Source organism: Weissella oryzae SG25 (genome assembly GCF_000691805.2).
GTDB lineage: Bacteria > Bacillota > Bacilli > Lactobacillales > Lactobacillaceae > Weissella > Weissella oryzae.
In genome coordinates this window covers 45,667-68,653 of the sequence record NZ_DF820484.1, presented here as the reverse complement: position 1 = coordinate 68,653, position 22,987 = coordinate 45,667, and the positions used below count along the sequence as shown (strand labels likewise).

Below are 22,987 nucleotides of genomic sequence, written 5' to 3'. Positions count from 1 at the left end.
GGGGCAACATGCAAAAAAAAGGAATATTCATTTCATTTGAAGGCCCTGAAGGTGCTGGTAAGACCTCGGTTCTAAAGGCGATTCTGCCACGTTTGCAACCATATTTGCAGGAACAATTAGTTCTTACCCGTGAACCTGGTGGTAAGGAGAATGCCATTGCGGAACGAATTCGTGATGTTGTTTTAGATCCAGCATATATTGGAATGATGGACCCTTGGACTGAGGCGCTCTTATATGCGGCCTCACGTCGTCAGCACGTTGAAAGCACGATTAAGCCTGCTTTAGCGGCCGGTAAAGTTGTTATTTCTGACCGCTATGTTGACAGCTCAATTGCATATCAAGGTGGTGGTCGGGGATTAGGTATTGATAACATAGCAAAAATTAATGACTATGCAATTCAAGGCTTATATCCTGATCGGACAATTTATTTGGATTTAGATCCACAAGTTGGCTTAGACCGAATTATGACCCATCGAAAAAATGAAATTAATCGTTTAGATTTGGATGGCATTGATTTTCATCGACGTGTTTCGGCAGCCTATCATGAGTTAGCCGCACAGCAACCAAATAGGTTTGTGATGATTGATGCCAGCCAGCCCTTAGAACAAGTGATTAATGATGTATGGTTGACCTTAGTTGACGTATTAGATTTACCCGAAAGTGAGGAAAACTTATGAAAATGGTTACAGCGATTGTGCAGGATAAAGATGTTAATCAGTTGAGTGATAAGTTTGTACAAGCTAATATTCAAGCAACACGTTTGCGTTCATCAGGTGGCTTTTTACGTTCAGGTAATACAACCTTCATGATTGGGGTTGAAGATGACCAAGTAGCAGCAGTTTTGGATATTATAAAAACAACTGCGCAGACTAGAAAACAAATTATGACTCCAACGGTTAATTTGGATATGACTTTTGATGCTAGTATGCCAGTTGAAGTTCAAATTGGTGGGGCGACCGTCTTTGTGCAAGATGTAGCTGCCTTTTATCATTTTTAAAAGTGGCTGCCGTGGATATGAAAGCAAAAGAAATCATTGAACAAGCAACAAATAAGCAACCACGATTATTAGCACAACTTAGTCAGGCGGCAAGTCATAATCGTTTGGCACATGCCTATCTGTTTAGTGGCCCCAATGGTCGTGGACAAAGCGAATTAGTTGATTGGCTGGCAATGCGCTTACTGTGCCCAAATATCAGCCAGACGGGTCAGCCTGATGGCGATTGCGATCAGTGTCGACGAATTGCAAATCATGAACATCCAGATGTAATTAATATTCATGCAGAAGGTAAGACTATTAAAGTTGAACAAGTTCGTTTTCTACGCGATGAATTTTCTAAAACGCCAATTGAAGGTCATCATAAGGTCTTTATCATCCATGATGCAGACCGTTTAACGACCAGTGCAGCAAATGGCTTGCTTAAATTTATTGAAGAGCCAAGTGCCGAGCAAACAGCAATTTTGTTGACGGAGAATAAGGCTCAAATCTTACCAACGATTATTTCGAGAACGCAGGTCATTGAGATTCCAAGCTTAGCCCCCGCTCAGATGAAAGCCGCTTTATTAGAATTGAGCTATTCACCAGAATTAGCTGGCTTAGCGCAACAATTAACTGATAATCTAGATTTAGCAGCAACTTGGTTAGTGGATGATTGGTTTATGCAAAGCGTTGCAGCAATCAAAAAGTTAGTTGCAGCGATTATCCAAGGACAAAGTGATGCGTTTGTAATGGTTCAAGTTGAATTGTTACCTTTAGCTAAGGGAAACGTAGAGCAGGATACTTTGTTAGCCATTTTAGGTCAGGCTTGGCGAGATATTTTACTGATGAAAGTCGACGGCCCAGCGGAAGGCAGTTTCATGGATAATCCGCAATGGCAAACAATCATAACTTCCTTACCCTTGGCTAAGGTCGTTAAGATTTTGGACGCTACCCTGCATGCGCCACAAAGATTACAAAGAAATATTTCTTTTCAAACAACCCTAGAAGCATTGATTTTGGAGAGTCAGTTAGAATTAGCAGGAGCTTAGATTAGATGAATCAACAGAAGAGTTTTGCCCAACATACGAGTGGTACTTTGTACTTAGTACCAACCCCGATTGGTAATTTGGGTGATATGACTGTACGAGCAATTGATACCCTTAAAGCAGTACAAGTTATTGCGGCTGAGGATACCAGACATACTCAACAGTTACTAAATCAATTTACAATCACGACCAAACAAATTTCCTTTCATGAACATAATAAGGAGAGCCGTATACCAGAATTGGTGGCTTTATTGCTTAAAGGTGAAGATGTAGCGCAAGTTTCAGATGCGGGGATGCCATCAATCTCGGACCCTGGGCATGAATTGGTCTTAGCTGTTTTGGCAGTTAATATTCCAGTTGTGCCACTACCAGGTGCATCAGCCGGAATTACGGCGCTGATTGCATCAGGACTAGCACCACAACCATTCATGTTTTACGGTTTTTTAGCACGTAAACCAAAGGAGCAGTTAGCTGAGTTAACCGAGTTAAACCAACAAAAGCAAACAATTTTGTTCTATGAAGCACCACACCGTTTGGCTAAAACTTTAGCTAACATGGCGACAGTTTTTGGGGCAAGTCGGCAAGTTGTGTTAGCGCGGGAATTGACCAAGCGCTATGAAGAATTTATCCGGGGTGATTTTACCGAAGTTTTACAATGGGTAAATGAAAATGAAGTGCGTGGGGAATTTGTCATTATGGTTGCGGGCAACGATGAAGTTGTTGATGTAAAACAAAGTGATCCATTGGCTGATCTACCAGCGCTTGAAGCTGTGCAACAGTTAGTTGATAGTGGCTTAAAGACGACAGCGGCCGTTAAACAAATTGCTAAGCTAAGACAACTTGACCGGCAGAAACTATATTTGGATTACCAAGAGGGACAAGCATAATGGCAGAAATGTATAGTATGAACCACGAGGTGGTTTACTACGAGGCAGATGTGACTGGAAAGTTAAGTCTGCCCATGATTTTTAATTTAGTTGTTTTATCATCAACTAAGCAGTCAATTGACCTGGGGGTTGGACCAGAGTTCACACATGCTGAGGGCTTGGGCTGGATTATTTTACAAGAAGATATGAAAATTAACCGTCGCCCTAAAGACGGGGAGCAAGTCATTTTGCAAACAATGGCTAAGGAGTTTAATCCTTTCTTCGCTAAGCGCCTTTATCGTATCTTAGACCAAGCAGGTAACATTTTAGTTGATGTTGACGCTTTTTATACTATGGTCGACATGGAGAAGCGTAAAGTTGCACGGATTCCACAATCAATGGTTGATGCCTACCAGGCTGAGCAGGTCAAACGAATTCCACGACTGGCTGACCCAGCTAAAATTACCCCAGACATGGAAATTGATCGGGTACAAGAGTATGCGGTCCGTTTTTCAGATATTGATTCTAATCGCCATGTTAATAATTCAAAGTATCCAGACTGGATGCAGGATGTTTTAGGAGCAGATTTTATTAGTCAGCATGAGCCGGTTGCCATTAAAATCAAATACGAGCAGGAAATTCGGTTAGGCGAATTTGTGCGCTCGGAGGTGAAAATTATCGGTAATACGACTTTGCATCGCATTTGGGCAAACGATGCAATTTCGGCTGAGACAGAGATTACCTGGCAACCAGCCACTAACTAGTTGTAAGCGATTTCTAGACTTAGTTTGAAAGTCGACGAAAATGTTGATATAGTTAACTTTAGTAGATTAAGAATTGAGGGATTAGCATGGCTACATTAGTTTTGGGTGGTGCCGGATATATCGGTTCACATATGGTTGATTTGCTTTTGCAAGAAAAGCGTGATGTTGTAGTAGTGGACAACCTTTTAACTGGTCATCGTAAAGCGGTACCAGCTGGCGTACCTTTTTACGAAGTTGATATTCGTGATAAGGCCGCAATGCGGGAAGTTTTTGCAACTGAGCACATTGACCAAGTTGTACATTTTGCAGCTTCATCAATTGTGCCGGAATCAATGGCTGATCCGCTAAAATATTTTGACAATAATACAGCTGGAATGATTGCTTTGCTTGAGGTAATGTTGGAATTCAACGTTAAGCAAATTGTCTTTTCATCAACAGCGGCAACTTATGGTATTCCTGAAGAAAGCCCAATTAAGGAAACAACGCCACAAAAGCCAATTAACCCATATGGTGAGTCTAAGCTTCAAATGGAGCATATTATGAAGTGGGCTGATGAAGCATATGGCTTAAAGTGGGTAGCTTTGCGTTACTTCAACGTTGCTGGCGCAAAGGCCGATGGTTCGATTGGAGAGGATCATCCGGTAGAAACTCATCTAGTGCCTATTATTTTACAAACAGCTTTGGGTGAGCGTGAGAAGATTATGATGTTTGGGGACGATTACAATACTCCGGATGGCTTCAATGTTCGTGACTATGTTCATGTTATGGATTTGGCCAATGCTCATATTTTGGCATTAGATTACTTAGCAGCTGGTAATGATTCTGACCAATTTAACCTTGGGTCGGCTAATGGCTACTCAGTTAAACAAATGGTTGAAGCAGCACGTAAGGTAACTGAGCAACCAATCCCAGCTGAAGTTGGTCCACGACGCGCTGGTGATCCTGATTCATTGGTTGCTGCATCTGACAAGGCTCGTGAAGTTTTGGACTGGAAGCCTCAATACGAAAGTGTTGAAGAAATCATCAAAACGGCTTGGACTTGGCACCAAAAGCATCCAAATGGCTATGAAGATCGTTAAGATTGCATTGAATTAATAAAGAAATAAGGTTGAGGTAGCTGATATTATTGCCTTAACCTTTTTATTTGGGTTTGAGAAGGGCTGGATTTAAAGCCGTAACTTATGACTTTAACCTGTAGGTAAAGCAGTGTAAAATCAAACTTAGCAAAAAAGGAGCATGCTATGAAAATTATTGCGTTTGATACGTCAAATCAACCACTCTCCGTTGCAATTTTCGAAGATGGTAAATTAGTTGACCAAAGAAATACAAACCAAGCTAAAAATCATTCTACACAACTATTACCTTTCATGGATGAACTATTAAAAAGTACCGGTTGGCAACCACAAGACCTAAATCAAGTCATTGTAAGCCAGGGCCCAGGTTCATATACTGGACTACGAATTGCAGTGACAACTGCTAAGACTTTGGCCTTTACACTGGGTCTGAGCTTAGTTGGTGTATCGAGTTTGGCTTTATTGGCAGCTAATGTGATCAATACTGAGGCTGTAATTGTACCGATTATGGATGCACGTAACGATAATATGTATGTGGGAACTTATCAGCGGCTAGATGGACAGCTTGAAGCAGTTGGAAATGACCACCATAGTAATTTGCAACACTTGATTGATGAATTAAAGGTGCTTGAGCGACCAGTTACTTTCGTTGGGGAGTATCAACGTTTTGCACCTGAGCTGCAAGCTGCACTACCAAATGTGGGCTTTAGTGAGAAGAATTTGCCAGATGCAAGTCAGCTGTTAGCTTTGGCAGGGCAAGTTAAGCCTTTAACTGAGCTAAGTGACATACATCAATTTGTACCAAAGTATTTGCGCCTATCACAGGCAGAAGTGGATTGGGCTAAAGCTCATCCTGGGGTAAGTAATCATGGATTTGTGGAAAAAGTTTAGGAATTGGTTTACTTGGGTTAGCCGACCATTGCCAGAGATTGTCCGTGATTTTTACCAAGAAATTACAGTGCGGGGACGTAAATTTGTGCTACGACCAGCAACCCGTGACGATATTGCAGAAATGATTTTGGTTGAACGCTTAGCTTATGCTGGCGATGAGCCTTGGGCAGAAGAAATCTTTTATGATTTATTGAGTCAACCACATAACTCACTGTTTATACTTTTACGTGAACCAGAAACAAATTCTTTGGCAGGGTATGTTATTGCCAGCTTTCGACCTGGAATTAAAGATGTTCATATCAGTAACATCACGGTTGCTCCTGATTGGCAGAAGCGGGGGCTAGGTACTTTTTTACTGAGCTATGTAATGACGGTCGCTCATCAAATTAAGTTTCGACGCGTTTCCTTAGAAGTTCGCGTTTCAAATCAAGGTGCAGTTAGCCTATATAAGCGTTTGGGCTTTGAAATTGTTCGGACACGGACGCAATATTATGAGGATAATGGTGAGGATGCCTACGATATGGCACAGATGTTAGGAGACAGTAACGAAGATGTTAACAGTGAGTTATCGTTCAAAAACGACCGCAGCTGAACTCTATGAATTAGCTAAACTAGCCTACCAAGGCTCACCTTGGACTAAGGCAATTTTTGAGCACGATCTAAAAAATAATTTAACGCATTATTTGATTATAGAGACTGACGGCCAAGCGATTGGCTTTGTGGGCGGAACGTTGGTGATTGATGAATTGTCGATTAGCAATGTAGCGATTATTCCAACCTACCAAGGTCAACATCTGGCTGAACAGCTTCTAATGGAGTGGTTTAGTCGTTTTCCTAAAGGAACTCGTGCAATGCTTGAGGTTCGCTATGGTAATAAGCGGGCACACCGATTGTATGAGCGCTTAGGTTTTGACATCTATAATATTCGTGAAGACTATTATAGTCAGCCAAAGGAAGATGCTTATCTTATGGATTTATATTTACCGGTAGAAACAAGAGAGGTGTGATGTAATGACCGAAAATCGAATAATAATGGCGTTTGAATCAAGTGCAGACGAAACTAGCGTAGCAATCGTTAAAAATGGTCATGAAATTCTCAGCTTAGAAACAGCAACTCAAATCAAAAGTCACCAACGCTTTGGTGGAATTGTGCCAGAAGTCGCGAGTCGGCATCATATCGAGCAGGTAACCATTTTAGCGGATGCAGCCCTTGAAGACGCACAACTTACCTATGCAGATTTAACGGCAATTGCAGTTACCCAGGGGCCAGGTTTAGTTGGAGCCTTACTGATTGGTGTAACGGCAGCTAAAACGATTGCTTGGGCTCACAATTTACCTTTGGTACCAGTGATTCACTTGGCCGGTCACATTTCTGCCGCTAATTTTGTAAAACCAATTGTTTATCCCGCGTTAGCCTTAATGGTGTCTGGTGGGCACACTGAGTTAGTCTTGATGAAGGCCGAGTATGATTACTTAGTTATTGGTGATACACAGGATGATGCGGCTGGTGAGAGTTATGATAAAGTTGGTCGAACAATGGGCTTAAAGTATCCATCAGGTAAAACAATTGATACGATGGCTCATCAAGGTCAAGATGTCTATCATTTACCACGGCCAATGCTATCAGAAGATAATTTCAATTTTTCTTTCTCTGGTCTAAAAAGTGCCGTCATCAATTTGTTGCATAATGCTGACCAACGGGGCGAAGTAATTGACCACACTAACTTGGCCACTTCGTTTCAAGCAGCGGTCCTTGAAGTGTTATTGACAAAGACCAGACATGCGCTGAATGCTTATCCAGTGAAAAGTTTTATCGTTGCTGGTGGGGTGGCCGCAAACCATGGCTTACGTGATGGCTTAACAACTTTGTTGGCAGATTTTAAAACAGTTACCTATCTACCAGTACCGATTGAGCTAGCTGGTGATAATGCAGCGATGATTGGTGCAGCTGGGGATATTGCTTATCGGCATGGTACTCGTGGCACTTGGGATTTAAATGCAGATCCGACATTAGAGTTTGCCTATCTTGATGATTAAACCAAGGAGTCAGTCAAACCACAAAATCTGTTACATGCTTATAAATACAAGTAAGCAGTCAAATGTTTGCCTATCTAGTAGCGATAAAAGTAATTTGTTACTAAATTGGCATTTTTTGACTGCTTTTTTGCGTTTATCAATATTTTTAACTACAGTTTTCAGTTATAATACAGATAGGTTATTACGATTTTAAATCATGGAGAAAGTAATTGGGGTGAAAACGATGGGAAATAATCAAGCAATTCGGCAAAAAGCCCGTGGATTATTGAAAAAGGGTAACTATAAGACAATGCTTAAGTTTACTTTGGCTTATTTCGTTGCCGGGGTAGTATTTTCAATGATTACGGAGATAATTGCGGCTGTATTGGAAGAAGCATTACATATCAATGGTGAGACTGGTTTTCTTTCAGGCCTTACGGGAATTTTCTTAGCATTACTTATGGCCGCTTGGGTCTGGGCGACAGTTAATTGGATTAGAACAGGTGAGCAACCAGCCAAGGTTCTGCCTAATTTATTTGCCTTTTATCGTTCTGGTCGTTTCATAAAAATGTTTAGCTTGATGTTTATGCAAATTATCTACACTGCACTTTGGACATTGCTATTAATTGTCCCAGGTATCATTAAAGGTTATGGCTACTCGCAAGCAATGTATCTACGTGCAGATGCACTAGAGCGTGGGCAGGTAGGCGATCAAGATCGAGTTGGTGCCTACTTAAAGCAATCGAGTAAGTTGATGAAGGGGCATAAGTGGCAGTTCTTCGTGTTGCAGTTGAGCATTGCTTGGTGGTTATGGATTCCAATGGCTATTGCAGCAGTTACCTTAATTACTAGCGCTATAGGTATTGTTTACTTAATCTTCAGCAATATGACAGGAGCTGTCGATGCAATGATGGTAAGAATTATCGTTGCTATGATTGTGATTGTTGTATGCGCAGTTATTAATTTCTTCTGGGTGCAACCATATCTAGTCGCAGCCCAAGGCGCTTTTTATGTTGAATTGACAAAAGACTTACCTATTAAGCAAGTTGTAAAGGTTGAAGTCCTATATCCAAATAAGACACAACAATAAACAATATGACTAAAAATAATAAGCTGAAAGTTTTGGGTATTGAGATACCAAGACTTTCAGCTTATTATTTTTGTTTTAATGGTTTTAAAACGTTATTTTCTGTGGCTTTCTACTATTAATATAGAGCGGATAAACCACAGTGAAATTAATTGCTAAAACCCGGCGTTTAATTTTGATAAATTAATGAAAGCGGTTATACAATAATTTCTGAAGATTTTGTGTAAATTACTTGAACAAAAGGGTTGCAATTACCACAGCCACGCGGTAATATATTCAAGTACGTGTGAGCCGGAAGGGCAAACAACCAGTTCACACGGCACACTATTCAACGAGCGTTGATGTGGGAGGTTGCGACACACCCGGCGGCATTGCCACGAGAACCAGTGCCATGGATTCTTGGGGTGCGTCGGTAGTTTCCACGGAGTTAGTTTCATATTCCAATATGGACGAAGGGAGATTTATCATGGCAAATAAGAAGATTCGTATCCGTTTGAAGGCTTACGAGCACCAAATCTTGGATGCATCTGCAGAAAAGATTGTTGAGACAGCAAAGCGTACGGGCGCTGAAATTTCAGGTCCAATTCCTTTGCCTACTGAACGCACACTTTATACGGTTTTGCGTTCACCTCACAAGCACAAGGATTCACGTGAGCAATTCGAAATGCGCACTCACAAGCGTTTGATCGATATCGTGAACCCAACTGCTAAGACTGTTGACGCCTTGTCAAAGCTTGAATTACCAAGTGGTGTCGACATCGAAATCAAGTTGTAATTTTTACAACGCAACAACAGCAAGAAAACTTGCCCGGTTAAGCATTTAACTGACCAAAAGTAAAATTTACCATTATAAAGGAGATAGTCATGACTACTAAGGGTATCTTAGGCCGCAAAGTCGGCATGACTCAGGTATTCACTGAGAACGGTGAGCTTATCCCGGTTACGGTGATTGAAGCAACTGCCAACGTTGTTCTACAAGTTAAAACAGTAGAAAACGATGGTTACAGTGCACTTCAATTGGGTTACCAAGACAAGCGTGCCGTTTTGAGCAACAAGCCTGAGCAAGGTCACGCCTCAAAGGCAAACACGACCCCTAAGCGCTACATTCGTGAGATTCGCGACGCTGAAGGAGAATATAACGTTGGGGATGAAGTAAAGGTTGATTTGTTCGCTGAGGGCGAAGCAGTTGACGTTACTGGAATCACTAAGGGTCATGGTTACCAAGGTAACATCAAGAAGGATGGACAATCACGTGGTCCTATGGCGCACGGTTCTCGTTACCACCGTCGTCCTGGTTCATTGGGTGCCATCATCAACCGCGTCTTCAAGGGTAAGAAGTTGCCTGGACGCATGGGTAACCACAAACGTACTGTTCAAAACTTACAAGTTGTACGTGTAGACGTTGAAAACAACGTAATTTTGGTTAAGGGAAATGTTCCTGGTGCCAACAAGTCACTTGTTACCGTTAAGAGCTCTATCAAGGCTAAGTAATAAGGACGAAGGGAGGAAATAACATGACTAAGGTTGCTTTGTTTAAGCAAGACGGTTCAAACGCCGGCGAAGTTGAGTTGAACGACGCTATCTTCGGTATTGAGCCAAACAACAATGTCATCACTGACGCAGTATTGATGCAACGTGCATCTCTACGTCAGGGAACACATGCCGTTAAGAACCGCTCAGCAGTTCGCGGTGGTGGAAAGAAGCCATGGCGTCAAAAGGGTACTGGTCGTGCCCGCCAAGGTTCAATCCGTTCACCACAATGGCGTGGCGGTGGTATCGTCTTCGGACCTACACCACGTTCATACGCATACAAGTTGCCAAAGAAGGTTTACCGTTTGGCATTGAAGTCAGTATTGTCACAAAAGGTTTTGGACAATGCTTTGGTATTGGTTGACGCTTTGTCATTCGATGCACCAAAGACTAAGGACTTCAAGGCTGTTTTGAACAACTTGAATGTAAACGAAAAGACGTTGATCGTTTTGGATGATAACAATGCTAATGCAGCATTGGCAGCACGTAACTTAACTAATGTTACTGTAATGACTGCTAAGGGTGTTAACGTTCTTGACGTAATCAACAACGATAAGTTGGTTGTTGTACAATCAGCTTTGGCACAAGTTGAGGAGGTTTTGGCATAATGGACGCACGCGATATCATTTTGCGCCCGATCATCACTGAGCAAACAATGAACGTTTTGGATGAAAAGCGTTACACGTTTGAAGTTGATGTTCGTGCCACAAAGCCACAAATTAAGCGCGCTATTGAAGAGATTTTCGAAGTTAAAATCGAAAAGATCAACACAGCAAACGTACGTGGTAAGTTGAAGCGCCAAGGTCGCTTCTCTGGTTACACTAAGAAGCGTAAGAAGGCAATTGTTCAATTGACTGCCGCTTCAAAGGACATTCAGTTGTTCAACGAAAACTAATAGGAGGACATTAGCGTGGCTATCAAGAAGTATAAGCCAACCTCTAACGGTCGTCGTAACATGACTGGCTCAGATTTTGCTGAGATCACAAAGACGACGCCCGAAAAGAGCTTGTTGGAATCAAAGTCAAACACTGGTGCCCGTAACTCTTACGGACACATGACTGTTCGCCATCGTGGTGGTGGACACAAGCGCCAATACCGTATCATCGATTTCAAGCGGACTAAGGATGAAGTTACAGCCAAAGTCGTTTCAATCGAATACGATCCAAACCGTTCAGCAAATATTGCTTTGTTGCAATATACTGATGGTGTTAAGGCATATATCTTGGCGCCTAAGGGACTTGAGGTCGGAATGACTGTTCAATCTGGTCCTGAAGCCGACATCAAGGTCGGAAACGCTTTGCCATTGGCAAACATTCCTGATGGAACTCAAATCCACAATATCGAATTGAAGCCTGGTAAGGGTGGACAATTAGTCCGTTCTGCTGGAACTTCAGCTCAATTGTTGGGTAAGGAAGGAAAGTACGTTCTTGTTCGCTTGGCATCAGGCGAAGTTCGTATGATCCTTGCTGTCAACCGCGCCACAGTTGGAGTTGTTGGAAATGAACAACACTCATTGATCAACTGGGGTAAGGCTGGTCGTAAGCGTTGGAAGGGTCAACGTCCACACGTTCGTGGATCTGTAATGAACCCTAACGATCACCCACACGGTGGTGGTGAAGGAAAGGCCCCAGTTGGTCGTCCATCTCCAATGTCACCATGGGGTAAGAAGACTGCTGGTAAGAAGACTCGTAACGTTAAGGCTCGTTCAACGAAGTTTATCGTTCGTGGTCGTAAGAGCAAGTAGTCTGGTCTAAACAAGTAATTTAGTGTATAACACACAAGCAAACGAGAGGAGGACTCAATTATGGGTCGCAGCCTGAAGAAGGGACCATTTGCTGACGCTCACTTGTTGAAGAAGGTTGAAGAAGCCAACGCTTCAAGTAAGCAAGAAGTAATTAAAACATGGTCACGTCGTTCAACGATTTTCCCTACCTTTATTGGATTGACTTTTGCAGTTTACGATGGTCGTAAGCACGTACCAGTTCTAGTTCAAGAAGACATGGTTGGTCACAAGCTTGGTGAGTTCGTCCCTACGCGTACATTCCATGGTCACGCAGCGGATGACAAAAAGACTAAGCGTAAGTAATTTAGGAGGCACTAAGAATGGCTGAACAAATCACGTCAGCACGCGCCACAGCGAAAATCGTTCGTGTCGCTCCACGTAAGGTCCGCCTTGTGCTTGACCAAGTTCGTGGTAAGAGTGTGTCAGAGGCATATGCAATTTTGCAATTTTTGCCAAACCACTCTTCATTAGATGTATTTAAAGTGTTGAACTCAGCAGTTGCTAATGCTGAGAACAACTTCTCACTAGATCGTGAAGATTTGGTAGTTGCCGAAGCCTTTGCAAACGAAGGACCAACGCTAAAGCGTTTCCGTCCACGTGCCAAGGGTTCTGCTTCACCAATTAACAAGCGTACTAGCCACATTACGATTGTGGTAAAAGAAAAGTAAGGAGGATTGAGTCATGGGTCAAAAGATTAACCCAACTGGTATGCGTGTCGGCATTATCCGCGACTGGGATGCTAAGTGGTACGCAAACAAGAAGGACTATGTAACTTCATTACATGAAGATTTGAAGTTGCGTAAGTACATCGAGACTAAGTTGGCTGATGCTTCTGTATCTCGTATCGAGATCGAGCGTACAGCTAACCGTGTAAACATCTCAATCCACACTGCTAAGCCAGGTATGGTTATTGGTAAGGGTGGTTCAGAAGTTGACGCATTGCGTAGCCAATTGTCAGGTCTAGTGGCAAAGGGTGAGCGCGTGCACATCAACATCATTGAGATTAAGAAGCCAGATTTGGATGCTCACTTGGTAGGATCACAAATCGCTTCTGACTTGGAACGCCGTGTTGCTTTCCGTCGCGCTATGCGTGGTGCAATGCAACGTGCAATGCGTGCTGGTGCCAAGGGTATCAAGACACAAGTTTCAGGTCGTATTAACGGAGCTGATATTGCTCGTGTTGAGCAATACACAGAGGGTACGGTACCTTTGCACACTTTGCGTGCAGATATCGATTACTCATGGGATGAGGCAACTACTACTTTCGGTCAACTAGGTGTTAAGACTTGGATTTACCGGGGTGATATTTTGCCAGAGAAGAAGCAAGGAGGCAAGTAATCATGCTAGTACCAAAGCGTGTTAAGTACCGCCGTCCTCACCGTGGTAAGATGCGTGGTGAAGCTAAGGGTGGTAAGACGGTTGCCTTCGGTGAGTTTGGATTACAAGCCACTGAGTCTCACTGGATTACAAACCGTCAAATTGAGGCTGCCCGTGTTGCCATGACACGTCACATGAAGCGTGGTGGACAAGTTTGGATTAAGATTTTCCCACATTTGTCATACACTTCTAAGGGTGTCGGTGTTCGTATGGGTAATGGTAAGGGTACGCCTGAAGGTTGGGTAGCACCTGTTAAGCGCGGTAAGGTAATGTTCGAAGTTGCCGGCGTGCCAGAAGAGGTTGCTCGCGAAGCCTTGCGTCTTGCATCTAACAAGTTGCCAGTTAAGACTAAAATCTTGACTCGTCAAGTGGAGGGTGAATAATGAAGATCAAGGATCTACAAAACGAAATCAAGGGTCTCAGCCAAGAAGAGTTGGTTGCCAAGGAGAAGAGCTACAAAGAAGAGCTATTTAACTTGCGTTTCCAACTTGCTACTGGTCAACTTGAGAATACGGCCCGTCTTTCAGAAGTACGTAAGCAAATCGCACGTATCAAGACGGTTATCCGTCAACAAGAATTGAACAAGTAAGCTAGAGAGGAGACCGATATGACTGAAGCTCGTAACGCACGTAAGGTTTACCAAGGCCGCGTGGTTTCAGACAAGATGGACAAAACAATTACGGTTGCCATCGAGACTTACAAAAACCACCCCGTATATGGTAAGCGTGTTAAGTACACGAAGAAGTTCAAGGCTCACGATGAAAACAACGAAGCTAAGGAAGGTGATATTGTACGCATCATGGAGACGCGTCCAACATCAGCTACAAAGCGCTTCCGTTTGGTAGAAATCGTCGAGAAGGCCGTTATTATCTAATCGTTTAATCTCGAATTTTACCAATAGCGGAAAGGAGACAGAATCGTGATTCAACAAGAGAGTCGTTTGAAAGTTGCTGACAACTCAGGAGCACGTGAAATCTTGACTATTAAGGTTTTGGGTGGTTCAGGTCGTAAGTTCGCCGGAATCGGTGATATGATCGTCGCAACCGTTAAGCAAGCCATTCCTGGTGGTACTGTAAAGAAAGGTGACGTTGTTAAAGCCGTTATCGTTCGTACTGTATCTGGAATGCACCGTGCAGATGGTTCATACATCAAGTTTGATGAGAACGCTGCTGTTATCGTAAAGGATGATAAGAGCCCAGTTGGGACTCGTATCTTCGGACCTGTTGCGCGTGAGTTGCGTGACAATGATTACATGCGGATCGTGTCATTGGCACCTGAAGTATTGTAATTCGCCATCATTAAATCAAGGAGGAAGCCTCGCATGTTTGTGAAGACTGGTGACAAGGTTAAGGTTATCGCCGGCAAGGACAAGGGCAAAGAAGGAACTATTGTTAAGACAATCGCTGCTTCAGACCGTGTTGTTGTCGAAGGTGTGAATATGATCAAAAAGCACCAAAAGCCAAATAACCAATACCCAAAAGGTGGAATTATCGAGCTTGAAGCTCCAATCCACGTCTCAAATGTACAATTGCTTGACCCTTCTACTAACGAGCCAACTCGTGTTGGTTACAAGGTTGAAGATGGCAAGAAGGTACGTTTTGCTAAGAAGTCTGGAACGACTTTGGCATAATTAATCAAAGGAAAGGAAGGAGGAAATCTTTATCATGAATCGCTTAAAGGAAAAGTTTGTTAAGGAAGTTCAACCTTCAATGATCGAAAAGTTTAACTACACTTCATCAATGCAAACCCCAAAGATCGAAAAGATCGTTTTGAACATGGGTGTTGGTGATGCTGTATCAAACTCAAAGAACTTGGATGAAGCTGTTGCTGAATTGGAATTGATTGCTGGTCAAAAGCCTGTTATCACACGTGCTAAGAAGTCAATCGCTGGCTTCCGTTTGCGTGAGGGTATGGCAATCGGAACTAAGGTTACGTTGCGCGGTGAGCGTATGTATGATTTCTTGGATAAGTTAATCAGCGTATCATTGCCACGTGTTCGTGACTTCCGTGGTGTTTCTGCAAAGGCCTTTGATGGTCGTGGAAACTATACTTTGGGAATCAAGGAACAATTGATTTTCCCAGAAATCGATTACGATCAAGTTAACCGTGTTCGTGGATTAGACATCGTTATTGTAACGACTGCCAACACTGACGAAGAAGCTCGTGAAATGCTTACCCAAATGGGTATGCCATTCGCTAAGTAATCAATTAACTGTTAAACAGTAAATTTTGCAAGGAGGCAAATATCAATGTCTATGACTGACCCAATTGCAGACTTTTTGACACGTATTCGTAACGCCAACATGGTTCGTCACGATTCAGTCGAAGTACCTGCATCAAAGATCAAGAAGGACATCGCCGAAATTTTGAAGAATGAAGGCTTTGTCCGCGACGTTGAATACATTGAAGATGACAAGCAAGGTGTCATCCGTGTCTTCCTAAAGTACAGTGCTGATAAGCAACGCGTTATCACTGGTTTGAAGCGTATTTCAAAGCCAGGTTTGCGTTCTTATGTTAAGGCAGATGCTGTACCAAAGGTTTTCAACGGTTTGGGTATCGCTATCATCTCAACTTCTGAAGGTGTTATCACCGATAAAGAAGCTCGCGCCAAGAAAATTGGTGGCGAGGTATTGGCTTACGTCTGGTAATAAATAAAATCTAATAAGGAGGTGTCTACCGATGAGTCGTATTGGTAATAAGGTTGTGACTTTGCCCGCTGGTGTTGAAGTATCACGTCAAGGCGATGTTGTAACTGTAAAGGGACCTAAGGGTGAATTGTCACGCACGGTCGCTTCAGAAATTACTTTCTCAGTTGATGGAGCAGAAGTTTCTTTCTCTCGTTCATCTGACGACGGTCGCACTAAGGCACTTCACGGAACTACTCGTGCCAATGTTGCAAACATGGTCGAGGGTGTCTCAAATGGTTTCAAAAAGACTTTGAAGCTAGTCGGTGTTGGTTACCGTGCAGCAAAGCAAGGCGATAAGCTTGTTTTGACTGTTGGTTACTCACACCCTGTTGAGTTCGAGGCCCGTGAAGGATTAACTGTTGAAGTCCCTGATTCAGTAACTATTACTGTTGAAGGAATCAGCAAGCAATTGGTCGGTGACTTGGCCGCTGAAATTCGCGCCGTACGTGCCCCAGAACCTTATAAGGGTAAGGGAATCCGTTACGAAGGCGAAGTTGTTGCACGTAAGGAAGGTAAGACTGGTAAGTAATCTTAGATTTATTCTAAGTAAGGACTGCAACATTCCTGACTACTTGCTGAGTATATCTCCAAATATACGAAAAAGAGGTTACGAACAATGATTACGAAGTCAGACAAGAACAAAGTGCGTCAACATCGACACACTCGGGTTCGTGGAAAGATTTCTGGTACTGCTGAGCGCCCACGCTTGAACGTTTACCGTTCTAACAAGAACATCTACGCGCAATTAATTGATGACGTAGCGGGTGTGACGCTTGCTAGTGCCTCAACTTTGGATGCAGCTGTTGAAGTTGCACCAAAGACTGAACAAGCCGCTAAGGTTGGTGCTTTAGTTGCTGAACGTGCTGCTTCAAAGGGTATCGTTGATGTTGTCTTCGATCGTGGTGGATACTTGTATCACGGACGTGTACAAGCATTGGCCGAAGCAGCTCGTGAAGCTGGTTTGAAGTTCTAATAGGAAGGAGGAAAAAATCATGGCTTATATCGATCCAAAGAAGCTCGGCGAACTAGAAGAAAACGTTGTTGCCATCAACCGTGTTACAAAGGTTGTTAAAGGTGGACGTCGTTTGCGTTTCGCTGCTTTGGTTGTAGTTGGAGACCGTAATGGTCACGTTGGTTTTGGTACTGGAAAGGCTCAAGAAGTTCCTGAGGCTATCCGTAAGGCTGTTGAAGCTGCCAAGCGTAACATTATTGCTGTCCCAACTGTTGGCACGACCCTTCCTCACACTTCATTGGGTATCTTCGGTGGCGGACGCATTTTGTTGAAGCCAGCCGTTGAAGGTTCTGGAGTTGCAGCCGGTGGTGCTGCACGTGCCGTTTTGGAATTGGCTGGTGTTGCCGACGTGACTGCAAAGTCATTAGGTTCATCAACTCCCATTAACGTTGTGCGCGCAACTTTCGAAGCTATCTCTGAATTGAAGAACGCTGAAGAAGTTGCTGAGTTGCGTCAAGTCTCTCTTGAGCACTTGGCTGATTAAGGAGGCAGGATATGTCAGAACAAGTAAAAGTAACGCTTGTGAAGAGTGCTGCTCACCGCAAGCCGAACCAACGTGCGATTGTTAAGTCTCTTGGACTAAACAAGGTAAACTCATCTGTAGTTTTGCCTAACAATCCTCAAACACGTGGTGCTGTGTTTAAGATTGCTCACTTGGTTGCTGTTGAATTAGTAGCCGAGTAAGCTGAGATTAATAGGAGGTAAACCTAATGAAGCTTAATGAGCTCCAAGTTGCCGCTGGTTCACGTAAGGTCCGCAATCGTGTGGGTCGTGGTGAGTCTTCAGGTAACGGTAAGACTGCTGGACGTGGTCAAAAGGGTCAAAAGGCTCGTAGTAAGGTACGTCTTGGTTTCGAAGGTGGACAAATGCCTTTGTTCCGTCGCATTCCAAAGCGTGGATTTACTAACATCAACCGTAAAGAGTTTGCAGTTGTAAACTTGGACGTGTTGAACCAATTCGATAATGGTACTGAAATCACACCAGCTTTGTTGGTTGAGACTGGTATTGTTAAAAAAGAATTAAGCGGTATTAAGATCTTGGCAAATGGTCAACTTGAGAAATCATTGACTGTTAAAGCTAACAAGTTCTCAGCTGCTGCCGTAACTGCTATTGAAGCTGCTGGTGGTAAGACTGAGGTGATCTAATGCTGACAACCGTGCTCAAATCGCTCAAGGAAAAAGATATTCGTAAGAAGTTAACATTTACCTTGATGATACTGATTGTTTATCGTATGGGTGCATACATTACAGTGCCGGGTATTAACACGGCCGCACTTCAAGAGGTAGCAAATTCTGGGCTCGGCAGTATTTTGAATATGTTTAGCGGTGGTGGATTAACTAATTACTCATTGTTCGCAATGGGAGTTTCACCATACGTTACTGCACAAATCGTGGTACAACTTCTACAAATGGATATTGTGCCACGATTTGTTGAATGGTCAAAACAGGGTGAGGTTGGTCGGCGTAAGCTAAACCAAGTCACCCGGTATTTGACGATCATCCTAGCTTTTGTTCAGTCAATCGGTATTACAGCTGGATTTAATCAATTGAGTTCAATCCATTTGGTGAAAACACCAAATTGGCAGACTTATGTTTTAATTGGTTTCATTCTTACTGCTGGTACAATGTTTGCCGTATGGTTGGGGGAAATGATTACTGATCGTGGACTTGGCCAAGGGGTTTCTATGTTGATTTTTGCTGGTATTATTGCGCGTGTGCCAGCAGGTTTGTACCAAATGTATAAAGAAAACGTCCTCCAGAATGCGGATCCAGCGCGTGGAGCTGCATTTATGGTTGGAATGATTGTGCTCTTTATTTTAGCTATTAGTTTTGTTACTTGGGTCAACCAAGCAATTCGACGGATTCCAATGCAATATACGCGACGCTCATCAGGGGCAAGTGCAACTTCGTTCTTGCCACTCCGAGTTAATGTGGCTGGAGTTATTCCAGTTATCTTCGCGTCATCATTGTTGGTTACGCCGCAAACGATTTTACAAGCATTTTCAAATCGTTTTGCTGATAGCTCTTGGTATGGTACGGCAATGACTTACCTTTCAACTCAAACGTTGCAAGGTGGAATTGTCTATACAGTACTGATTGTCTTGTTTACGTTCTTTTATGCCTTTGTGCAGGTTAATCCTGAAAAAATGGCTGAGAATTTACAAAAGCAAGGTAGCTATATTGTGGGTGTATGGCCCGGTGAATCTACTCAACGGTGGATTTCTGGCTTACTAATGCGCCTGTCAGTAGTTGGTTCTTTGTTCCTAGGATTGGTTGCTTTGGTGCCAATGCTAGCAGTTCACTTCTTCGGGTTGGATAGCCGGCTAGCAATGGCTGGTACATCTTTGCTGATTGTTATTGGTGTTACTATCGATTTGATTAAGCAACTTGAAGGATTGATGATGAAGCGTCAATATGTTGGATTTATTCAAGAAGGAGTCAAAGCAAAATGAGTATGAATCTCATGTTATTGGGCTTGCCAGGCGTTGGTAAGGGAACCCAAGCTGCAAAGATTGTTGAACAGTATAACTTACCTCATATTTCAACTGGAGATATGTTTCGGGCTGCAATGGCTAACGAAACTGAACTTGGGTTGAAAGCTAAGGCGTTCATGGATGCAGGAAACCTAGTTCCAGATGAAGTTACCAATGGGATTGTCGCTGAGCGTTTAGCTCAAGCAGATACCAAAGAAGGCTTCATTTTGGATGGTTTCCCTCGCAACCTAGACCAAGCCAAAGCATTGGATGAGATGCTAGCTAAAGATGGTCGTAAGTTAGATGCCGTCATCTACTTTACAGCTGATCAACAAGTTTTGATTGATCGCATGATGGCCCGTGGTCGTGCAGACGACACCCCAGAAGTGATCAAAAATCGCTTGGATGTTAACGGTGCTTTGACTGAGCCAATCGCTGAGTTTTATGATGCCAAGGGTATCTTAAGCAAAATCGATGGAGCTCGTGAGTTAGATACTGTTTTTGCAGATGTTAAAGTATTGCTCGACAATTTAGCGAAGGCATAATTTTTATAGCATGGTCGGTTGTTAAACCGGGTGTGTCTATGTTATAATTGTGCGTTACGTTCTCAATTGTCACAACAAAGGAGGCAGCAACGTGGCCAACGATGTTATTGAAATTCAAGGTGTGGTAAAGGATACTTTGCCTAATGCCATGTTTACCGTTGAATTGGAAAACGGCGCCGCCATTCTTGCACACGTCTCAGGAAAGATTCGGAAGAATTTCATCCGTATTTTACCTGGTGACCGTGTGACGGTAGAGATGTCGCCATACGATTTGACTAAGGGACGGATTACATACCGTTTCCGTTAAACAAATCATTTTAATTCTTATTTAGGAGGTAAATATCATGAAGGTTCGTCCATCAGTAAAGCCTATGTGTGATAACTGCAAGGTTATCAAGCGTAATGGTCGTGTAATGGTGATTTGCTCAGCAAACCCTAAGCACAAGCAACGTCAAGGTGCCTAAGGCATTTTGATAAAAATATATTTATATAGGAGGTAATCGTAATGGCTCGTATTGCAGGAATCGATTTGCCACGTGATAAGCGTGTTGTAATCGCATTGACTTATGTATACGGAATCGGTAACACAACGGCTAAGAAAATCTTGGTAGAAGCTAACGTTTCAGAAGATGTTCGCGTTCGTGACTTGACTCCCGATCAAGAAGACGCTATCCGTGCCGTCGTTGACGGTATTAAGGTAGAAGGTGACTTGCGTCGTGAGGTTTCATTGAACATTAAGTCGTTGCAAGAAATTTCATCATACCGCGGTATCCGTCACCGTAAGGGCTTGCCTGTTCGTGGACAAAACACGAAGAACAATGCTCGTACGCGTAAGGGCCCAGCTGTTGCTATTGCAGGTAAGAAGAAGTAATTAATTTTTAAGAAAGGAGATTACTTGATTATGGCAGGTCGTACTAATCGTAAGCGTCGTGTTAAGAAGAACGTTGAAGCCGGTGTAGCTCACATCCACGCAACATTCAACAACACGATCGTGATGATCACTGATGTTCAAGGAAATGCTGTTGCTTGGTCATCAGCTGGTGCTCTTGGTTTCAAGGGTAGCCGTAAGTCAACACCATTTGCTGCGCAAATGGCTGCTGAGGCTGCTGCTAAGAGTGCAATGGATAACGGAATGAAGACTGTAGAGGTTACTGTTAAGGGACCTGGTTCTGGTCGTGAAGCCGCAATCCGTGCGTTGGCCGCTGCAGGTTTGGAAGTTGCATCTATTAAGGATGTTACTCCAGTACCTCACAACGGTTCACGTCCACCAAAGCGTCGTCGTGTCTAATTGCCGGTTGCAACTAGTTCACACAATGCTTTGAAAGGGGTAACTAACAGTATGCTTGAATTCGAAAACCCAAAGATTAATCTGGTGGAAGAAGATAGTAATTACGGTAAGTTTGTTGTTGAGCCATTAGAGCGCGGTTTTGGTACTACGCTTGGTAATTCACTACGCCGTGTATTGTTGTCTTCATTGCCTGGAGCGGCAATCAATTCTGTACAGATTGATGGCGTTTTGCATGAGTTTTCAACGGTCGAAGGGGTCGTTGAAGATGTAACGCAAATTATTTTGAACCTTAAAAAGGTTTCAATGCGCATCGACACTGATGAAGAGAAGACACTAGAGATTAACGTTACCGGCCCTGCAACCGTTACGGCCGGTGATATTACTGGTGATAGTGATGTAGAAATCCTTAATAGTGATGTCTACATTGCAACTGTTGCGGCTGGGGCTACGTTACACATGACAATGTCTGCATCTCGCGGACGTGGTTATGTATCAGCGGACCAAAACAAGGAATTGCATGATGAAATGCCTATTGGCGTTCTAGCAATTGATTCAATCTTTACCCCAATCGAACGCGTAAATTATCAAGTTGAAAGCACACGTGTTGGTCAACGTGATGATTTTGACAAGTTGACTTTGGATGTTTGGACTGATGGTTCTTTGACGCCAACTGAAGCTGTTTCATTGGCTGCCCGAATCATGGCCGATCACTTGAACTCATTTGTTGAGATGTCAGAGCGCGCTGTGACGACACAAGTGATGGTAGACAAGGAAGAAGTACCAACCAGTAAGCACGCCGACACTCCAATTGAAGAGTTGGACTTGTCTGTTCGGTCTTATAATTGTCTCAAACGGGCCGGGATTAACTCAGTACAAGAGTTGACAGAGCGTTCAGAAACACAAATGATGTCTGTTCGCAACCTCGGTCGGAAATCACTTGATGAAATCCAAGAAAAGCTAGCTTTGCTAGGCTTGGGATTCCGCAAGGAAGATTAGATTAAACGATAGAATACCAAGTAAAGGAGGAATTACTCATGGGATACCGTAAGTTGGGACGTACTAGCTCACAACGTAAGGCTATGTTGCGCGATTTGACTACTGCATTGCTAATCAATGGCCGTATCGAGACTACTGAGGCTCGCGCCAAGGAAGTTCGCCGCACAGCTGAAAAGATGATTACACTAGGTAAGCACGGAGATTTGGCTTCACGCCGTAAAGCCGCTGCTTTCGTACGTAACGTCGTTGCTGATGTTAATACAACTGATGACAACAAGGTAAAGGCCGAAACTGCATTGCAACACTTGTTCAACGATGTTGCTCCTCGTTTCGAGGGCCGTGCAGGTGGATACACTCGTATCTTGAAGACTGTGCAACGTCGTGGCGATGCTGCACAAATGGTCATCTTGGAATTGGTTGACTAATATTTATATTAGTAAACACTAACATTGGAATCTCTCATATCTTAAGGTATAAACCGCTACGATGATGGCCAAGCGCCGAGTCTAGGTTGAATGGCGTAAGCCGCACCTTTTGATGTGTGAGGTTTTTTTGTATAAACAGATAAAATAAAGTC

General features: G+C 43.2%; 39 protein-coding genes. All 39 read left to right on the top strand.

Translation table 11 applies throughout. From position 1 onward, the window contains the following. Positions 1 to 8 precede the first annotated feature (8 nt). The 39 genes from tmk (at position 9) to rplQ (ending at position 22,835) form a co-directional block, all read left to right on the top strand. Complete coding sequence (tmk, locus tag TT13_RS00410) at positions 9 to 677, top strand: dTMP kinase (protein ID WP_027698141.1); 669 nt, start codon at positions 9 to 11, stop codon at positions 675 to 677. Next, on the top strand, positions 674 to 997 hold the full coding sequence (locus tag TT13_RS00405) for a cyclic-di-AMP receptor (protein ID WP_027698140.1): 324 nt from the start codon (positions 674 to 676) through the stop codon (positions 995 to 997). The genes tmk and TT13_RS00405 overlap by 4 nt, the downstream gene beginning before the upstream one ends. A gap of 17 nt (positions 998 to 1,014) precedes the next feature. Beyond that, positions 1,015 to 2,025, top strand: coding sequence for a DNA polymerase III subunit delta' (gene holB / locus TT13_RS00400; RefSeq protein WP_045476260.1), 1,011 nt, complete (start codon positions 1,015 to 1,017; stop codon positions 2,023 to 2,025). Between the two features lie 5 nt (positions 2,026 to 2,030). Next, positions 2,031 to 2,909 (top strand): 16S rRNA (cytidine(1402)-2'-O)-methyltransferase, encoded by an 879-nt coding sequence (gene rsmI / locus TT13_RS00395; RefSeq protein ID WP_027698138.1) that lies wholly within the window; start codon positions 2,031 to 2,033, stop codon positions 2,907 to 2,909. Beyond that, positions 2,909 to 3,652 carry an acyl-[acyl-carrier-protein] thioesterase gene (locus TT13_RS00390; protein ID WP_027698137.1) on the top strand — a complete coding sequence of 248 codons (744 nt, stop codon included), beginning with the start codon at positions 2,909 to 2,911 and terminating at the stop codon, positions 3,650 to 3,652. Before rsmI ends, TT13_RS00390 begins: the two co-directional genes overlap by 1 nt. A gap of 86 nt (positions 3,653 to 3,738) precedes the next feature. Beyond that, positions 3,739 to 4,731: a UDP-glucose 4-epimerase GalE gene (gene galE, locus TT13_RS00385; protein ID WP_027698136.1), complete on the top strand. Its 993-nt coding sequence runs from the start codon at positions 3,739 to 3,741 to the stop codon at positions 4,729 to 4,731. 162 nt (positions 4,732 to 4,893) lie between these two features. Next, entirely contained in the window at positions 4,894 to 5,616 is a 723-nt protein-coding gene (gene tsaB, locus TT13_RS00380) for a tRNA (adenosine(37)-N6)-threonylcarbamoyltransferase complex dimerization subunit type 1 TsaB (protein ID WP_027698135.1), read from the top strand. After that, positions 5,594 to 6,208 (top strand): ribosomal protein S18-alanine N-acetyltransferase, encoded by a 615-nt coding sequence (gene rimI / locus TT13_RS00375; protein ID WP_242868499.1) that lies wholly within the window; start codon positions 5,594 to 5,596, stop codon positions 6,206 to 6,208. Before tsaB ends, rimI (TT13_RS00375) begins: the two co-directional genes overlap by 23 nt. After that, positions 6,168 to 6,623, top strand: coding sequence for a ribosomal protein S18-alanine N-acetyltransferase (rimI, locus tag TT13_RS00370; protein WP_045476257.1), 456 nt, complete (start codon positions 6,168 to 6,170; stop codon positions 6,621 to 6,623). The genes rimI (TT13_RS00375) and rimI (TT13_RS00370) overlap by 41 nt, the downstream gene beginning before the upstream one ends. A 4-nt stretch (positions 6,624 to 6,627) precedes the next feature. Continuing rightward, a complete protein-coding gene (gene tsaD, locus TT13_RS00365; protein ID WP_027698132.1) occupies positions 6,628 to 7,653 on the top strand; it encodes a tRNA (adenosine(37)-N6)-threonylcarbamoyltransferase complex transferase subunit TsaD in 1,026 nt (341 codons plus the stop codon). A 196-nt stretch (positions 7,654 to 7,849) separates the two neighbouring features. Beyond that, a complete protein-coding gene (locus TT13_RS00360) occupies positions 7,850 to 8,722 on the top strand; it encodes a DUF975 family protein (RefSeq protein WP_082816148.1) in 873 nt (290 codons plus the stop codon). 463 nt (positions 8,723 to 9,185) lie between these two features. After that, positions 9,186 to 9,494 carry a 30S ribosomal protein S10 gene (gene rpsJ / locus TT13_RS00355; protein WP_027698131.1) on the top strand — a complete coding sequence of 103 codons (309 nt, stop codon included), beginning with the start codon at positions 9,186 to 9,188 and terminating at the stop codon, positions 9,492 to 9,494. Positions 9,495 to 9,583: 89 nt separating this feature from the next. Beyond that, entirely contained in the window at positions 9,584 to 10,210 is a 627-nt protein-coding gene (gene rplC / locus TT13_RS00350; protein ID WP_027698130.1) for a 50S ribosomal protein L3, read from the top strand. A gap of 23 nt (positions 10,211 to 10,233) precedes the next feature. Then, entirely contained in the window at positions 10,234 to 10,857 is a 624-nt protein-coding gene (rplD, locus tag TT13_RS00345) for a 50S ribosomal protein L4 (protein WP_027698129.1), read from the top strand. After that, positions 10,857 to 11,144, top strand: a complete 288-nt coding sequence (rplW, locus tag TT13_RS00340; RefSeq protein ID WP_027698128.1) for a 50S ribosomal protein L23 — start codon at positions 10,857 to 10,859, stop codon at positions 11,142 to 11,144. Before rplD ends, rplW begins: the two co-directional genes overlap by 1 nt. Positions 11,145 to 11,159: 15 nt before the next feature. After that, the gene (gene rplB / locus TT13_RS00335) at positions 11,160 to 11,993 is read left to right on the top strand and encodes a 50S ribosomal protein L2 (RefSeq protein ID WP_027698127.1); all 834 of its coding nucleotides are present in this window, start codon (positions 11,160 to 11,162) and stop codon (positions 11,991 to 11,993) included. A 60-nt stretch (positions 11,994 to 12,053) separates the two neighbouring features. Continuing rightward, positions 12,054 to 12,335 carry a 30S ribosomal protein S19 gene (gene rpsS / locus TT13_RS00330; RefSeq protein WP_027698126.1) on the top strand — a complete coding sequence of 94 codons (282 nt, stop codon included), beginning with the start codon at positions 12,054 to 12,056 and terminating at the stop codon, positions 12,333 to 12,335. A gap of 17 nt (positions 12,336 to 12,352) precedes the next feature. Then, complete coding sequence (gene rplV, locus TT13_RS00325) at positions 12,353 to 12,700, top strand: 50S ribosomal protein L22 (RefSeq protein WP_027698125.1); 348 nt, start codon at positions 12,353 to 12,355, stop codon at positions 12,698 to 12,700. A gap of 13 nt (positions 12,701 to 12,713) precedes the next feature. After that, positions 12,714 to 13,370 carry a 30S ribosomal protein S3 gene (gene rpsC / locus TT13_RS00320; protein WP_027698124.1) on the top strand — a complete coding sequence of 219 codons (657 nt, stop codon included), beginning with the start codon at positions 12,714 to 12,716 and terminating at the stop codon, positions 13,368 to 13,370. 2 nt (positions 13,371 to 13,372) lie between these two features. Beyond that, positions 13,373 to 13,792 (top strand): 50S ribosomal protein L16, encoded by a 420-nt coding sequence (gene rplP / locus TT13_RS00315; protein WP_027698123.1) that lies wholly within the window; start codon positions 13,373 to 13,375, stop codon positions 13,790 to 13,792. Continuing rightward, a complete protein-coding gene (gene rpmC, locus TT13_RS00310; protein ID WP_027698122.1) occupies positions 13,792 to 13,998 on the top strand; it encodes a 50S ribosomal protein L29 in 207 nt (68 codons plus the stop codon). Before rplP ends, rpmC begins: the two co-directional genes overlap by 1 nt. Before the next feature lie 18 nt (positions 13,999 to 14,016). After that, positions 14,017 to 14,283, top strand: a complete 267-nt coding sequence (gene rpsQ, locus TT13_RS00305; RefSeq protein ID WP_027698121.1) for a 30S ribosomal protein S17 — start codon at positions 14,017 to 14,019, stop codon at positions 14,281 to 14,283. A 45-nt stretch (positions 14,284 to 14,328) separates the two neighbouring features. Beyond that, positions 14,329 to 14,697, top strand: a complete 369-nt coding sequence (gene rplN / locus TT13_RS00300; RefSeq protein ID WP_027698120.1) for a 50S ribosomal protein L14 — start codon at positions 14,329 to 14,331, stop codon at positions 14,695 to 14,697. A gap of 33 nt (positions 14,698 to 14,730) precedes the next feature. Continuing rightward, complete coding sequence (gene rplX, locus TT13_RS00295; protein WP_027698119.1) at positions 14,731 to 15,039, top strand: 50S ribosomal protein L24; 309 nt, start codon at positions 14,731 to 14,733, stop codon at positions 15,037 to 15,039. A gap of 31 nt (positions 15,040 to 15,070) precedes the next feature. After that, positions 15,071 to 15,613, top strand: coding sequence for a 50S ribosomal protein L5 (gene rplE / locus TT13_RS00290; protein ID WP_082816147.1), 543 nt, complete (start codon positions 15,071 to 15,073; stop codon positions 15,611 to 15,613). Between the two features lie 45 nt (positions 15,614 to 15,658). Beyond that, positions 15,659 to 16,057: a 30S ribosomal protein S8 gene (rpsH, locus tag TT13_RS00285; RefSeq protein ID WP_027698117.1), complete on the top strand. Its 399-nt coding sequence runs from the start codon at positions 15,659 to 15,661 to the stop codon at positions 16,055 to 16,057. Between the two features lie 31 nt (positions 16,058 to 16,088). Further along, entirely contained in the window at positions 16,089 to 16,625 is a 537-nt protein-coding gene (gene rplF, locus TT13_RS00280; RefSeq protein WP_027698116.1) for a 50S ribosomal protein L6, read from the top strand. A gap of 87 nt (positions 16,626 to 16,712) precedes the next feature. Further along, positions 16,713 to 17,069, top strand: coding sequence for a 50S ribosomal protein L18 (gene rplR / locus TT13_RS00275; protein WP_027698115.1), 357 nt, complete (start codon positions 16,713 to 16,715; stop codon positions 17,067 to 17,069). A 19-nt stretch (positions 17,070 to 17,088) separates the two neighbouring features. Continuing rightward, positions 17,089 to 17,592 carry a 30S ribosomal protein S5 gene (gene rpsE, locus TT13_RS00270; RefSeq protein ID WP_027698114.1) on the top strand — a complete coding sequence of 168 codons (504 nt, stop codon included), beginning with the start codon at positions 17,089 to 17,091 and terminating at the stop codon, positions 17,590 to 17,592. Positions 17,593 to 17,603: 11 nt separating this feature from the next. After that, positions 17,604 to 17,792: a 50S ribosomal protein L30 gene (gene rpmD, locus TT13_RS00265; protein ID WP_027698113.1), complete on the top strand. Its 189-nt coding sequence runs from the start codon at positions 17,604 to 17,606 to the stop codon at positions 17,790 to 17,792. 26 nt (positions 17,793 to 17,818) lie between these two features. Then, positions 17,819 to 18,253: a 50S ribosomal protein L15 gene (gene rplO, locus TT13_RS00260; protein ID WP_027698112.1), complete on the top strand. Its 435-nt coding sequence runs from the start codon at positions 17,819 to 17,821 to the stop codon at positions 18,251 to 18,253. Next, entirely contained in the window at positions 18,253 to 19,560 is a 1,308-nt protein-coding gene (gene secY, locus TT13_RS00255; protein ID WP_027698111.1) for a preprotein translocase subunit SecY, read from the top strand. Before rplO ends, secY begins: the two co-directional genes overlap by 1 nt. Positions 19,561 to 19,562: 2 nt before the next feature. Beyond that, positions 19,563 to 20,126, top strand: a complete 564-nt coding sequence (locus tag TT13_RS00250; RefSeq protein WP_063893026.1) for an adenylate kinase — start codon at positions 19,563 to 19,565, stop codon at positions 20,124 to 20,126. A gap of 91 nt (positions 20,127 to 20,217) precedes the next feature. After that, positions 20,218 to 20,433 carry a translation initiation factor IF-1 gene (infA, locus tag TT13_RS00245; RefSeq protein ID WP_027698109.1) on the top strand — a complete coding sequence of 72 codons (216 nt, stop codon included), beginning with the start codon at positions 20,218 to 20,220 and terminating at the stop codon, positions 20,431 to 20,433. A gap of 37 nt (positions 20,434 to 20,470) precedes the next feature. Beyond that, positions 20,471 to 20,590, top strand: coding sequence for a 50S ribosomal protein L36 (gene rpmJ / locus TT13_RS00240; RefSeq protein WP_004560245.1), 120 nt, complete (start codon positions 20,471 to 20,473; stop codon positions 20,588 to 20,590). Positions 20,591 to 20,631: 41 nt separating this feature from the next. Further along, on the top strand, positions 20,632 to 20,997 hold the full coding sequence (rpsM, locus tag TT13_RS00235) for a 30S ribosomal protein S13 (protein WP_027698108.1): 366 nt from the start codon (positions 20,632 to 20,634) through the stop codon (positions 20,995 to 20,997). 30 nt (positions 20,998 to 21,027) lie between these two features. After that, on the top strand, positions 21,028 to 21,414 hold the full coding sequence (rpsK, locus tag TT13_RS00230) for a 30S ribosomal protein S11 (RefSeq protein WP_027698107.1): 387 nt from the start codon (positions 21,028 to 21,030) through the stop codon (positions 21,412 to 21,414). 51 nt (positions 21,415 to 21,465) lie between these two features. Then, entirely contained in the window at positions 21,466 to 22,410 is a 945-nt protein-coding gene (locus tag TT13_RS00225; protein ID WP_027698106.1) for a DNA-directed RNA polymerase subunit alpha, read from the top strand. Positions 22,411 to 22,448: 38 nt separating this feature from the next. Further along, positions 22,449 to 22,835, top strand: a complete 387-nt coding sequence (rplQ, locus tag TT13_RS00220) for a 50S ribosomal protein L17 (protein WP_027698105.1) — start codon at positions 22,449 to 22,451, stop codon at positions 22,833 to 22,835. The last annotated feature ends 152 nt before the right edge of the window (positions 22,836 to 22,987 follow it).